The organism is Paraburkholderia sediminicola, assembly GCF_046027825.1.
GTDB classification, from domain to species: domain Bacteria; phylum Pseudomonadota; class Gammaproteobacteria; order Burkholderiales; family Burkholderiaceae; genus Paraburkholderia; species Paraburkholderia sediminicola_D.
Window position 1 is genome coordinate 34382 of record NZ_JAQQDU010000051.1, and the last position, 12418, is coordinate 46799.

Genomic DNA, 12418 nt, shown 5'->3' on the forward strand with positions numbered 1-12418 from the left:
GTGCTTACGCCCATGGGTCCAGCACGATGCGTCCCGATACGTCGCCGCTGTCGAGCAACGACTGCGCGGCGCGCACTTCGGACAAGGACATGGTTGCGTGAATGGCCGGGCGGATCGCGCCTTGCGCCAGCAGCTTCAGCACTGTGCGCTGATCGTGCAGCGTCGAAGCCCGTGCGCCGCGGATATTCAATTCTAGGCGTACGCAGTCGGCGGCGGTGATCGGCAACGGACTGGCCGAGCCTTCGCCGGCAACCGGCACCAGCGTGCCGCCCGGACGCAGCACGTCTACACAGAGGCGTTGCATGACGGGGTCGCCGCTGTAGTCCACTGCACCATCGAGTCCTAACGTATCGCCTGCCGCGCGAATCTCGGTAACCACGTTGTCGCCCGGCACGATCAGGACGTGCGAAGCACCCAGGGACTTCAGAAACCCTCTCTTGCGTTCGGATCGGGTCACGGCAACCGTACGCACACCCATCACTCTCGCGAGATCGAGCGTGGCCGAACCCATCCCGCCCGAGCCGCCGACCACGAGCACGGTGTCGCCGATGCGCGCTTGCAACCGCTCATTCAGAATTCGATGCGAGGTCGCGTACGACCACATGGCGGCCGCCGCCAGCGGCTCTGGCACCCCGTCGGGCAGGGGCAGCCAGTAAGACTCTGGACGGGCCACATACTGAGCGTTGCCGCCGAACATCGTATGGCCCGGATAATCGATTTCGGTAGAGAGGTTGCTGAGCCCGCGAATCGTCATCGGCGACATCGGGTTGGCCGGATGCACGAGGCCGACCACACGGTCGCCCGGACGGAACAGGCGCACCGACGTACCCACGGCCTCGACCACGCCGGCCGCGTCCCGGCCCGGCTGCATCGGCAGCGGAAACATTCTGCGTCCGGGCAAGGCGCCTTTCATTTCACCGATACGGTACTTGATATCCCAGCGCGAGACTGTGGTCGCGGTCACCCGTACCAGTACGTCGTGTTCGCCGACCTCGGGCATCGGGAAATCGTCGTAGACCAGACGGTCGGTCCCGCCATGTTCGAATATGCGAACTGCTTTCATGATGTTTTCTCTCTGTTAGGCAAAACGGCTTGTGCCGTTCTGGGCAGCATTTACGCAGTTGCCCGTGTAAAGCGATCGCCGAAATCGAAGTAATCGTCGTGGCAAAAACCGTTTTCGTAGTACTGGATTTCCCACCAGTTATGGTCGAGGTCTTCCATATAGAACGAGTAGACGCCGTGCATGTCCTGGACGTCCAGCACCTGGCGGATGCCGTATTGGTCTTTGTGCTCGAGCGCGAGCGCATGCGCTTCGTTCACCGCTTCGCGACTCGCGACATCGAGCCCCCAATGGTTGAGTACGTTGCACGGGTGAACCTGATCGCCCACTTCGACGCACACGATGTGAAAGCGCATCGCCAGCCGCAATGACAGCGCGGTGATGGCGTGCTGAACGACTTCGAGGCCGAGAAATTCCTCATAGAATGTGCGCGAAGCCGAAAGGTCGGCGCATTCGAGCGTACCGTGGCCGAGGCAATAGGGCTTCAATATCGACGCCCGCGCAGGCGGGTCGACGCGACAGTTGTCGGGGAGCGGAGTGGTTTGGGGCGCATTCATGGTGGGGTCGCTTTTTTTCAGGAAGTGGGCGTGAGGTCGGCGATATCCGCCTGGGAGACAAAGGCGTCGGCGAAGAAGCGCTCGGCCGGCAAGCCGCGCAGCGCACAGAAATCGCGCCGCGCGGCCTCGACCATGAGAGGGGCGCCACATGCGTAGACGTCGAATCCGGCGAGGTCAGCGTGGTCTTGCAGCACGGCTTCGTGAACGAAGCCCTCGCGGCCGCTCCACGTGCATTGCGCGGATGCGTCGCTGAGCACTGGGGTGTAGCGGACGTGTTTGTGGTGCTCCGCCCAGTCAGTGGCGAGGCTGTCGAGGTAAAGATCGACCCGGCGCCGGCCGCCCCAATACAGATGCAGAGGGCGACTTTGCGAGCCCGCCAGCTCGGCTTCGACAATCGATTTGATCGGCGCGAAGCCGGTGCCGGAAGCAATCAGGATGGCCGGCCGCAGCGATTCCTCGCGCAGATAGAAGTTGCCGAGTGGCGCCTCGATCCTGAGCACGTCGCGGACCTTGGTGGTGGTGAACAGCCGGTCGGTGAATACACCCCCCGGCATATGACGGATGTGCAGTTCAAACTGCCGCAGGCCGTCGACATGCGCCGCGCTCGCAATCGAGTACGAGCGGCGCAAGCCGTCGCCAATATTGATGCTGACGTACTGGCCCGCGTTGAAGCGCAGCGGTTCGTTGGGTGGCAGACCGAGCTGGACGCACATGACGTCCGGCGCCAGACGTTCGAGGCGCAGCACGCGCGCGGGTACTTCACGCACAGGGAACGAGAGCGCCGGGTCGAGCTCATCGATTTCGATCACACAGTTCGAACGCGGTTTCGCCTGGCAAAGATGCGTGAACCCCGCGGCCTTGTCGGCATCGCTCAGATAATTCGGATGCACCAAGCCGGGATCGACCTCGCCTTCGACGATTTTGCCGCGGCAGGTCCGACACACGCCGGAGCGGCAACTGAACGGCAGGCGGCTGCCGGCATCGAGACCGGCGCGCAGGATCGGGGTATTCGCGTCGCAGGTAAAACGCGTGCCGCTGGGCTGCAAGGTAATGCTGAAGTTCATCGTGCGCCAGACCTTTGCTGTGAGCGGGAGGCTCATCCGCTAGCCGTTTTTTCGACGCCGCTGCTTGATGAAGTTGCGAAGTTGCGAAGTTGCGCGGCCGGCTGAGCCTGATGGGTCGTTGGAGTGCAATGTACAAAGCGACGCGGGCGCAGGCCAACAAAAACGCATGATGAGGTGGATCACTGAAGCGAATACGCGATGTCTGGCGCGGGTTCGACAGGCGGATAGCAGGGTCCCAGGGAAATTTCCGGATTGTGCTGATACCCGATCTGTTGCAAGGTCGCCGACGTGATCGCAATTCGACATCGGCTGACAATGAAACTGAATCATTTCCGCGACATGGTGGCAATCGTCGAACACGGCAGTCTGCGTGCGGCGGCGCGGCATCTGGGCATGGCGCAACCGGTGCTGACCCGCAGCATCCGCACGCTTGAGCGCGATCTCGGCGTGGTGCTGTTCGAGCGCGAGGCGCGCGGCATGACGCTGACCGCGCTAGGCAAGCTGTTCTATCAACGCGCCAGCGCGGTGGTCAACGAAGTTCAGCGCGCGCGCGACGAGCTGGCGCAGCATCAGGGCGACGATTCCGGCACGCTGGTGGCCGGCCTGTCGATCATGCCGCACGTCGGCATGCTGCCGTATGCGCTGTCGCGTTTCAGGCAGCGCTATCCGTCGATCCGTTTGCAACTGATCGAGGGTCTGTTCCCCGATCTGGAAATGCCGCTGCGCAACGGCCAGATTGATTTCTACCTGGGCGCCGCGCCACGCGTGCCGCCCGCACCGGGCCTGATTTCGGAACTGCTGTTCGAGAACACCCGGGCGGTGGTCGCCCGGCGCGGGCATCCGCTGGCGGCGGCGGGGCGCATCAAGGATCTCGCCGCCGCCGAATGGGCGACCACCTCGATCGATTACAACGCGGAAGAGGATTTGCAGAACCTGTTCGCGCGTTACCGGATGGGCGAACCCCGCATCATGCTGAAGACCCGTTCCGCGTTGTCGCTCATGGTCGCTCTTGCTCACAGCGATCTGCTGGCCTTGCTGCCGATCCAATGGGGCGAATTTCCGCTGACACGCGATACGCTCACACTTATTCCGATCAAGGAAACGCTGCCGGGACCGCCGATCGTATTGATCCAGCGTCCTGATCTACCGCTTACGCCCGCCGCCGAATTCTTCTGCGACCTGATGCGCCGCTGCGCACCGCAGCCGCGCGCCGCGCGGAGTACATGACCCGGTCGCGCATGCTCCCCCTTTTTTTGTGCCGTCGTCGTTCAACATGAACATCAACACCGTCGATCTCAATCTGTTTCTGGTGTTCCGCGCGATCTACGTGACACGCAGTGTGACCCAGGCAGGCGATTCGCTAAATATGACGCAGTCGGCCGTTAGCAATGCGCTTAAACGCCTGCGCGAACGCTTCGACGATCAGCTTTTTGTGCGCACTCCGTCGGGCATGGAACCGACGCCGATGGGCGATGAACTGATCGGCCTGGTCGAAGAGGGGCTGGCGAAATTCACTCAGGCGATCGATCAGGTGCAACGCTTCGAACCCTCGCATTCGGACCGGCGCTTTCGCATCGCGATCAATGATATTGGTCAACTGGTGCTGATGCCCGGCGTGCTGAGCGCGGCACATGACGCAGCGCCTTTGATCCGCTTCGAAACCATCGGCGCCTCGTCTGGGGAAGAGGCGAGAAACCTCTTGCTGGAGGGCAAGATCGATGTCGCCATCGGTAGTTGGCCGCCGATGGGGCGAGGCTTTCACCATGAAAAACTGTGCGACGAAACTTTTGTTGCGCTGCTCAGCCGCGAGCATCCTATCCAGTCGGCGCGTTTGACGCTCGAGCAATATCTCGAGGCGGCTCATCTCGCGTACCGCCCTAGCGGCGCGAGCGACGCGGCGTTGCAGGCTACATTGTTCAAACACGGTGTGCTGGCTCAACGCAAAGTAGTGCTCACCGCGGCGCATTCACTGGGTCTCGAACATGTCGTGGCGAGTTCGCGTCTGTTGCTGACGGTGCCTGCCCGTCTCGCTCGAGTCATGGCGCAGGCGCGCGCCGACGTGCGCGTGGTCGAACTGCCGTTTCAGGTCGGCCCCTTTCAGGTGTGGATGCAGTGGCATCAGCGATTCGATTCGGAGAGTGGTAATCGCTGGCTGCGGCAACTGATTCGGACCGTTTTCGAGGGGTTGTCGACGCCAGACCTGAACTAGCTGTCGCGCAGCGTGACAGCCATGCTTCATTGCGCCTTTCTGCTTCACCCCGTTCCCACAATTCGCGCTCGCCAAGGCTGATCTGTCCGGGCCGACCTGCCATCGGCAGGCGGATCGAAACAGCCGATAACGCTCGCCGGTGGGGATGCCAGAACCGTATCGGGCAATGTGTTTCGATATCTTATGCGAATCCCGGCCGCCTTTTATAGTGAGCTCCGACAAACAACCATTTTTGTCTGGAGACACCAACATGACCCACCGTAAGAGGGCGCTCGTCACGGGCGCCGCCACAGGCATCGGCCGAAGCGCGGTGCTTGCGCTTGCCGGCGCCGGCTATGACGTTGCACTGATTTACGCATCGAGCGCGGCCGGCGCGCAAGCGACAGCGGCCGAAGCAGAAGCACTCGGCGCGCGAGCCTTGGTACTGCAATGCGATGTCAGCGACGATACGGCGGTACGCGCGATGACGCGCACCGTCGACGAAGCGTTCGGTGGCCTCGACGCGCTCGTCAACAACGCCGGTACCACGGCGAACTGGAAGGTGAAAGACCTGGAAAGCCTCGATCTCGCCGAATGGGATCGCACCTTCGCAGTGAACGTACGCGGCACGTTTCAGGTGACGCGCGCCGCGGTGCCGCTGTTGCGCAAGGGCACTCTCCCAGCGATCGTCAACACGGCCAGCATCGTCGGCTTGCGCCCGGGCCCGCAGCCGCTGCCGTATGCCGCGAGCAAGGCTGCCGTGGTCAATCTGACGAAGACGCTGGCGTGGAATCTCGGCCCGGACATCCGCGTGAACGCCGTGGCGCCTGGCTGGATGGAGGGCGACTGGATGGAACGCATGCTCGGCGACAAATACGACGACCTGATGGGTAAGCGCGCGCGCTCGACGCCGCTGCGCCGGTGCGTCACGGCCGACGACGTTGCCGAGACCATGCTCTCCCTGTTGCAGGGCAACCGCTTCGTGACCGGCGAGGTGGTAGTGATCGACGGCGGCTTTGCCAGCTCGACCTGACAGGAGAACGCCATGCTAGAAGGTTTTGTGCCGTTTCCTGCTGAACTGGCCGAACGCTATCGTGAGCGGGGCTATTGGCGCGATCGTTCGCTCGCAGCGGAGTTCGGCGAGGTGTTCGAGCGATTCGCGCAGCGCGTGGCAGTTGTCGACGGGGTGCGAGTTTATACGTACGCCGACATCGACCGGCTCTCCACCAATCTCGCGCTCAATCTGTATGCGCTCGGCTTGCGGCCGCTCGATCGGGTCGTTCCGGCGCTGCCTAATGTGGCCGAGTTCGTCCTGCTCTATTTCGCACTGCAGAAGCTGGGTTGCATTCCGATCGCGGCGCTCGTCACGCATCGCTATCTCGAACTGAACCAGTTCGTCGGCCTCGCGCAGGCGCGTTGCTGTGTGTATCCGGATCGCCAGGGGGAATTCGAATTCGCGCAGGTGGTGACGCGCATCCAGCAGGAACATCCCTGTCTGAAATGGCGCCTCGTGCTGGGTCAGGTCAATCGTCCCGGCGAACACTCGCTGACCGAACTGATCGAGCGGCCGGCGACGCTCGACGCCAGCCTGCTGCAAACGCTTCCCATCGATCCGTTGGATCCCTGCATTTTCCAGTTGTCGGGGGGAACGACGGGCGTGCCGAAACTCATTCCGCGCACGGGCAACGACTATGCCTATAACTCGCGCGTCGCGGCGCAAGTCGCTGGGGTCGATGCGGAATCGGTCCTGTTGCTGGTATTGCCGATTGCACACAATCTGCCGCTGGCGTGTCCGGGCATCCAGGGGTTTCTGTTCAACGGTGCAAAGGTCATCGTGCATCAGAACACCCGCCCCGCGGAGATGTTCGCGCTGATCGAAAAACATCGCGTCACCCACCTGAAGGTCGTGCCCGCGCTGTTGATCCGGTTGATCAACGATCCGGCGATCGGCGATTACGACCTGTCGTCGCTGCGCCAGATCCAGAGCGGCGGGCAGCGCATGCAGCCGGAGGTCCGTCTGCGCACACGTGAGCTGATTCCTTCGGCGTTCGTCCAGGAGAACTTCGGCATGTCCGAAGGGTTGCTGATGTTCGTGCGCGCCGGCGACCCCGACGAAGTACTGCTGGAAACCTGCGGCCGCCCAGTGTGCCCTGACGACGAAGTGCTTCTGCTCGACGACGAAGGCCGTGAAGTGCCGCCGGGCGAAGTCGGCGAACTGGCCTGTCGCGGCCCTTACACGCTGCGCGGCTACTACGGCGTGCCCGAGTACAACGCGCGGCAGTTTACGCCGGACGGTTTCTATCGCTCAGGCGATCTGATGCGATTGCATCCATCGGGCAACTACGTCGTCGAGGGGCGCAAGAAGGATCTGATCAATCGGGGCGGCGAAAAGATCAGCGCGGAGGAAGTCGAGAACCTGATCCTGATGCATCCGGCGATACAGAACGTTGCCTGTGTGCCGATGCTCGATCCGGGCCTTGGCGAAAAAATGTGTGCATGCGTCGTGCTTAAGCCGGGGCATACGTTGGAGTTGGCCGAACTGGTGGCGTTTCTGACCGGTCACGAAATCGCCAGGTTCAAGCTGCCCGAGCGGCTCGAAGTGCTGCCGGAGTTTCCGGTATCGACCTTCGGGAAAGTGTCGAAGAAAGCCCTCGGCGAACACGTCGCGACCAGGCTTGCCGGCCCTGCCGTCTGACTCATTGAAAAGAGAAAACCGCAATGCGTATTATCGATTTGCACTGCTATCCAGGCACGCAGACCTGGATCGACGCCCAAGGCCCGTATGTGGAAGCGCTGGCTACTTACTGGAAGCGTAACTGGGTCGCGAAAAGCGAGGACGACGTCGTCGCCGAGTTCACCGAGGCGGGGGTCGATGCCTGTCTGGTCGCGCTGGATCTCGAAACGACGGTGGCGACGCCGCCGTGCACCAACGAATATGTGCACGGCATGTGGCAGCGCCATCCCGATCGCATCATCCAGTGCTGGGGGGCGGTCGAGCCGGCCAAAGGCGAAGTGGCGATCCGCCAGGTAAAAAAGGCGGTGACGGAACTCGGTTTCATGGGTTTTCACTTCCATCCGATCATGCAGCATTTCGCCGTCAACGACCGGCGCTACTACCCGCTGTTCGAAGAGATCGCCCATCTGGGCGCCGCGGTCATGATCGACGTCGGCACCACCGGCATGGGCGCGGGCATGGCGGGCGGCATGGGCGCCCGGATCCGGCATGCCCATCCGGGCGCGATCGACGACCTGGCTGCCGATTTCCCGAATCTAAAGATCGTGATGGCGCATCCGGGCTGGCCGTGGGTCGACGAGACCACCGCGGTGGCCTTGCACAAAGGCAACGTGTACTGGGAAATGTCGGGGTGGGCGCCGAAGTACTTTCCGGGCAATCTGAAAGTGGACATTCGCGGCCGTCTGCAGGACAAGATCATGTTCGGCAGTGATTATCCCAGCCTGCCGTACGAGCGGATCCTGCGTGAATGGCGCGAGCTTGGCTACAGCGAGCCGATCCTCGAGAAGATCTTTCATCAGAACGCCGAGCGCGTACTGGGGCTGGCATGACCACGGCCTTCGTATGCGACGGCGTGCGCACACCGATTGGCCGCTATGGCGGCGCGTTGTCGTCGGTGCGCACCGACGATCTCGGCGCAGTGCCGCTCGCCGCGTTGATGGCGCGTCATCGCGAACTCGACTGGGCACGGCTCGACGAGGTCTATTACGGCTGCGTCAATCAGGCCGGCGAGGATAATCGCAATGTCGCCCGCATGTCCGCGCTGCTCGCCGGGTTGCCGGCGAGCGTTCCCTCGGCCACCGTCAACCGGCTCTGCGGGTCGGGGCTGGAAGCGCTCGCTAGCGCCGCGCGCGGGATTGCTGCCGGGCAACTGGATCTGGCGATTGCCGGCGGCGTAGAAAGCATGAGCCGCGCGCCGTTCGTGATGCCGAAAGCGTCCAGCGGATTTTCGCGGCACGCCGAGATCTACGATTCCACGATCGGCTGGCGCTTTTGCAATCCGCGCATGGACGCGTTGTATGGGCTCGACTCGATGGGCGAGACCGCGGAGAACGTCGCGACCGAGCACGGCATCACGCGGGCCGATCAGGATGCGTTTGCGTTGCGTAGTCAGCAACGCGCCGCGCGCGCCATGCAAGAGGGCCTGCTGGCCGAAGAAATCGTCGCGGTGCCGGTGAGCGGCGGTGCGCGCGGTGAGATCCGGCACATCACCCAGGACGAGCACCCGCGCGCTTCGACGAGCGCCGCGAGTCTCGCCGCGCTCAAGCCCGCGTTCCGGCGCGACGGCACGGTCACAGCGGGCAATGCATCCGGCGTGAATGACGGCGCCGCCGCGCTGCTGTTGGCAAGCGAGGCTGGGGCCGCGGCAGCGGGCCTGCAACCGCTCGCGCGTGTGATCGGTATCGCGACCGCAGGCGTGGCGCCTCGGGTCATGGGAATCGGTCCGCTGCCGGCGGTCGGCAAACTGCTCGCGCAAACCGGCTTGCGGATCGGCGATTTCGACGTGATCGAACTCAACGAGGCGTTCGCCGCCCAGGCGCTGGCCGTGCTGCGCGGCCTCAAGCTACCTGATGACGGCGAACACATCAACCCAAATGGCGGCGCGATCGCGCTAGGGCATCCATTGGGGATGTCCGGCATCCGGCTGGTGATCGCGGCGGTGCGTCAATTGCATCGCACGGGCGGGCGGCGCGCGCTTTGTACGATGTGCATCGGCGTCGGGCAAGGCATCGCTGTCGCGCTCGAGTGCGTCTGAGGGGACACGGCATGAGCGATCCTATTCTCCTGAGTATCGACGGGCCTGTTGCCGTGTTGACACTGAACCGGCCGGACACGCGCAACGCGCTGTCCGGCGCGGACATGTTCAACGCGTTCGAGACCCTCTTCGACGCCTTGAATCGCAATAACGCGATTCACGCGGCGATTCTCACCGGCGCCGGCAGCGCGTTTTGCTCAGGCGGCAATGTTGCGGAGATGCGCGAGCGTTCGGGCATGTTCGCCGGTTCGCCCGAGCAGATCACCGAACACTACCGGCTCGGCATTCAGCGCATTCCGCGCGCGTTCCTGCGTCTCGAGGTGCCGATCATCGCTGCCGTCAACGGCGCGGCGATGGGGGCGGGATGCGATCTGGCCTGCATGTGCGATATCCGGATCGCCTCGCGCGAGGCGCGCTTCGCGGAGAGTTTCGTCAAGGTCGGCATCGTGCCGGGCGACGGTGGGTGCTGGCTGCTACCCCGCATCGTCGGCGAGTCGCGTGCCGCCGAAATGGCCTTCACCGGCGAGACGCTATCCGCCGACGAGGCGCTGCGCATCGGCCTCGTTTCACGCGTCACGCAAGCCGATGACTTGCTGCCCGAGGCGCTTCTACTGGCGCAGCGGATTGCCGTCAATTCGCCACAGGCATTGCGCTGGACCAAGCGCCTGTTGCGTCACGCGCGGCACAGCACGCTCGACGAATCGCTCGACGCGGCCGGCGTCTTGCAAGGGCAGGCCCATCACACGGCGGAGCACGCCGAGGCGGTGCAGGCCTTCTTCGACAAACGGGCGCCACGTTTCGTGGCAGCGGAGCCGCGTCATGAATGACGAGCTCATCGAGTTGTCCTCGCCTGAACCCGGCGTCGCGTGGTTGCGGCTGAACCGTCCGGCCGTTCTGAACGCCTTGAACCTTGCCTTGCGGCAACGCATCGCCGCAGCGTTCGAGCAACTCGACCGCGATACGGCCGTGCGCGTGATCGTGCTGGCCGGCAGCGAGCGTGCATTCTGCGCCGGCGCCGATCTGACCGAATACGTCGACGCCGACCCGCTCGAGATCATCGGGCGCGACATGGATCGGCTGTGGGGCGCCATCGGCGCGTGCCGCAAGCCGGTTATCGCGGCGGTGCGCGGTCATGCGCTCGGGGGCGGCTGTGAGCTGGCGATGCACGCGGATCTGATCGTCGCGGGTGCGTCGGCGCGTTTCGGGCAGCCGGAAGTGCTGATCGGGCTGATGCCGGGCGGCGGCGCGACGCAGCGTTTGACGCGCGCAGTCGGCAAATTCGCGGCGATGAAGCTGTTGCTGACCGGCGACCCGATCGACGCAGCTGAAGGGCTGCGCATCGGTCTGGTCAGCGAAGTGGTCGACGATGCGCAAGTCGAGCGCCGCGCCCTGGCGCTGGCGCAGCGGCTCGCGGCCATGCCGGTGCTGGCAGTGCGGTTCATCAAGGAAGCCGTGTTGCAAAGCATGAACGGCACGCTCGATCAGGGGCTGCAGTTCGAGCGCAAATCCTTCCAGTTGCTGTTTGCGACTGAGGATAAGCGTGAAGGGATCAAGGCGCGCCTGGAAAAGCGGGCCGCCCGCTTTTCGATGGACCCGGTCGCGCGTACGGATGTGGCCGATGCCGGGCACACGATCGTTCCGCCTTGACGCGGCGTCGCAGCATTTCCGTTCGTGATGACGAACATCATACGTTTTTGTTGGTGCGCAAGCGCCCAGCTTTGTAGTCTTCGACCAGCACGTGAAGAGACGGTAATTGCCGAAGGGGTCCAATGAAGCTAGTGACAATTGATGTCTGCGCGGGTGGAATGCCCGGCGCCATCCTTCGCTCCGGCGAGGTGCTGCATTTGCCGCGGGCCGCGCAGGCCGGCACCGTGGAAGCGTGGCTGCCGGATTCGACGGTCGGCATTCTCTCAGCGGGCAAGGCGGGATTGACGGTCGTCCGGCAAATCGTCGAGCGGGTCGAGGGGATGAGCGAGGCGTCGCGACAGCGGTTGCGCGCCGCCGGCACGCTGACCGGCGAGGGCACGCGTTTGCTCGCGCCGGTTCCGCGGCCGCGTCTGGTGGTCGCCGCGGGGCTTGCCTATCGCTCGCATCTGGCCGAAATGGCCGGCACGCCCGCGCCTTCTCACCCGACCGGCTTCATGAAAAGCCCGAACTCGATCGCGGCGCCCGATGCCGATATCCATTTGCCGCTGGACGCAGACGGTCATGTCGATTACGAAGGCGAACTCGCCGTGGTGTTCGGCAGCACCTGTCACGCGGTGCCGCGCGAGCGCGCGCTCGATCACGTTGCCGGCTACACGATCGCGAACGATATCTCCGCGCGCGACTGGGTGCGCGCGGTGTGGGAAGCGAAGGCGCCGTGGGAGGCGCGGCTTTCGTGGGAAGTCAACATCATGGGCAAGCAGTTCAGCAGTTTCACACCGCTCGGACCGGCGCTGCTGACGGCCGACGAAGTCCCCGATCCGGCGGCGCTGCACTTGACGACGCGGCTCAATGGTGAAGTCATGCAGTCGGCGCCGCTGAGCGACCTGATTTTCGATCTCGGCACCACCATTGCACACTTTTCGCGCTGGTACACATTCGAGCCGGGTGACGTTCTACTGACGGGCACCCCGGCCGGCGTCGGCGTTGGCCGGAAGCCGCCTGTTTTTATGCGCGCCGGCGACGTAGTCGATATCACGGTTAGCGGCATCGGCACGCTGAGTAACACGATTCGCCGGTAGTAGAGCGGCGCTTGAACGCGGCGAAAAACGGCTCGCCCGACAAATAATAGAAAG

Annotated in this window: 12 protein-coding genes; 9 read left to right on the top strand and 3 right to left on the bottom strand. The window is 63.8% G+C overall.

Going from position 1 to position 12418, the window contains the following annotated elements:
* Nucleotides 1-4: 4 nt before the first annotated feature.
* The 3 genes from PQQ96_RS25350 to PQQ96_RS25360 are packed head-to-tail and all read right to left on the bottom strand — an operon-like array spanning nt 5 to nt 2681.
* Nucleotides 5-1063 (bottom strand): quinone oxidoreductase family protein, encoded by a 1059-nt coding sequence (locus tag PQQ96_RS25350; protein WP_408297776.1) that lies wholly within the window; start codon nt 1061-1063, stop codon nt 5-7.
* Nucleotides 1064-1113: 50 nt separating this feature from the next.
* Nucleotides 1114-1617 (bottom strand): VOC family protein, encoded by a 504-nt coding sequence (locus tag PQQ96_RS25355; RefSeq protein WP_408297778.1) that lies wholly within the window; start codon nt 1615-1617, stop codon nt 1114-1116.
* 17 nt (nt 1618-1634) lie between these two features.
* Nucleotides 1635-2681, bottom strand: coding sequence for a CDP-6-deoxy-delta-3,4-glucoseen reductase (locus PQQ96_RS25360; RefSeq protein ID WP_408297812.1), 1047 nt, complete (start codon nt 2679-2681; stop codon nt 1635-1637).
* A gap of 315 nt (nt 2682-2996) precedes the next feature.
* Here PQQ96_RS25360 and PQQ96_RS25365 point away from each other — a divergent pair, with 315 nt between their 5' ends.
* The 9 genes from PQQ96_RS25365 to PQQ96_RS25405 all read left to right on the top strand — a co-directional run bounded on the left by PQQ96_RS25365 (nt 2997) and on the right by PQQ96_RS25405 (nt 12364).
* Nucleotides 2997-3908, top strand: coding sequence for a LysR family transcriptional regulator (locus PQQ96_RS25365; protein ID WP_408297780.1), 912 nt, complete (start codon nt 2997-2999; stop codon nt 3906-3908).
* Between the two features lie 46 nt (nt 3909-3954).
* Nucleotides 3955-4890, top strand: coding sequence for a LysR family transcriptional regulator (locus tag PQQ96_RS25370; RefSeq protein WP_408297782.1), 936 nt, complete (start codon nt 3955-3957; stop codon nt 4888-4890).
* Nucleotides 4891-5140: 250 nt separating this feature from the next.
* Nucleotides 5141-5902 carry an SDR family NAD(P)-dependent oxidoreductase gene (locus PQQ96_RS25375; protein WP_408297784.1) on the top strand — a complete coding sequence of 254 codons (762 nt, stop codon included), beginning with the start codon at nt 5141-5143 and terminating at the stop codon, nt 5900-5902.
* Between the two features lie 12 nt (nt 5903-5914).
* Nucleotides 5915-7564 (top strand): (2,3-dihydroxybenzoyl)adenylate synthase, encoded by a 1650-nt coding sequence (locus PQQ96_RS25380; RefSeq protein WP_408297786.1) that lies wholly within the window; start codon nt 5915-5917, stop codon nt 7562-7564.
* Between the two features lie 23 nt (nt 7565-7587).
* Complete coding sequence (locus tag PQQ96_RS25385) at nt 7588-8433, top strand: amidohydrolase family protein (protein ID WP_408297788.1); 846 nt, start codon at nt 7588-7590, stop codon at nt 8431-8433.
* Complete coding sequence (gene pcaF, locus PQQ96_RS25390) at nt 8430-9638, top strand: 3-oxoadipyl-CoA thiolase (protein WP_408297790.1); 1209 nt, start codon at nt 8430-8432, stop codon at nt 9636-9638. The genes PQQ96_RS25385 and pcaF overlap by 4 nt, the downstream gene beginning before the upstream one ends.
* An 11-nt stretch (nt 9639-9649) precedes the next feature.
* A complete protein-coding gene (locus PQQ96_RS25395; RefSeq protein ID WP_408297792.1) occupies nt 9650-10465 on the top strand; it encodes a crotonase/enoyl-CoA hydratase family protein in 816 nt (271 codons plus the stop codon).
* Nucleotides 10458-11285 (top strand): enoyl-CoA hydratase-related protein, encoded by an 828-nt coding sequence (locus PQQ96_RS25400; RefSeq protein WP_408297793.1) that lies wholly within the window; start codon nt 10458-10460, stop codon nt 11283-11285. Before PQQ96_RS25395 ends, PQQ96_RS25400 begins: the two co-directional genes overlap by 8 nt.
* Before the next feature lie 122 nt (nt 11286-11407).
* Nucleotides 11408-12364, top strand: coding sequence for a fumarylacetoacetate hydrolase family protein (locus PQQ96_RS25405; RefSeq protein ID WP_408297795.1), 957 nt, complete (start codon nt 11408-11410; stop codon nt 12362-12364).
* Nucleotides 12365-12418 lie beyond the last annotated feature (54 nt).

Coding starts and splice junctions, on each gene's coding strand:
- PQQ96_RS25395 (WP_408297792.1), top strand. CDS start 9,650: ATGAGCGATCCTATTCTCCTGAGTATCGACGGGCCTGTTGCCGTGTTG.
- PQQ96_RS25365 (WP_408297780.1), top strand. CDS start 2,997: ATGAAACTGAATCATTTCCGCGACATGGTGGCAATCGTCGAACACGGC.
- PQQ96_RS25400 (WP_408297793.1), top strand. CDS start 10,458: ATGAATGACGAGCTCATCGAGTTGTCCTCGCCTGAACCCGGCGTCGCG.
- PQQ96_RS25375 (WP_408297784.1), top strand. CDS start 5,141: ATGACCCACCGTAAGAGGGCGCTCGTCACGGGCGCCGCCACAGGCATC.
- PQQ96_RS25370 (WP_408297782.1), top strand. CDS start 3,955: ATGAACATCAACACCGTCGATCTCAATCTGTTTCTGGTGTTCCGCGCG.
- PQQ96_RS25360 (WP_408297812.1), bottom strand. CDS start 2,681: ATGAACTTCAGCATTACCTTGCAGCCCAGCGGCACGCGTTTTACCTGC.
- PQQ96_RS25405 (WP_408297795.1), top strand. CDS start 11,408: ATGAAGCTAGTGACAATTGATGTCTGCGCGGGTGGAATGCCCGGCGCC.
- PQQ96_RS25350 (WP_408297776.1), bottom strand. CDS start 1,063: ATGAAAGCAGTTCGCATATTCGAACATGGCGGGACCGACCGTCTGGTC.
- PQQ96_RS25385 (WP_408297788.1), top strand. CDS start 7,588: ATGCGTATTATCGATTTGCACTGCTATCCAGGCACGCAGACCTGGATC.
- PQQ96_RS25380 (WP_408297786.1), top strand. CDS start 5,915: ATGCTAGAAGGTTTTGTGCCGTTTCCTGCTGAACTGGCCGAACGCTAT.
- pcaF (WP_408297790.1), top strand. CDS start 8,430: ATGACCACGGCCTTCGTATGCGACGGCGTGCGCACACCGATTGGCCGC.
- PQQ96_RS25355 (WP_408297778.1), bottom strand. CDS start 1,617: ATGAATGCGCCCCAAACCACTCCGCTCCCCGACAACTGTCGCGTCGAC.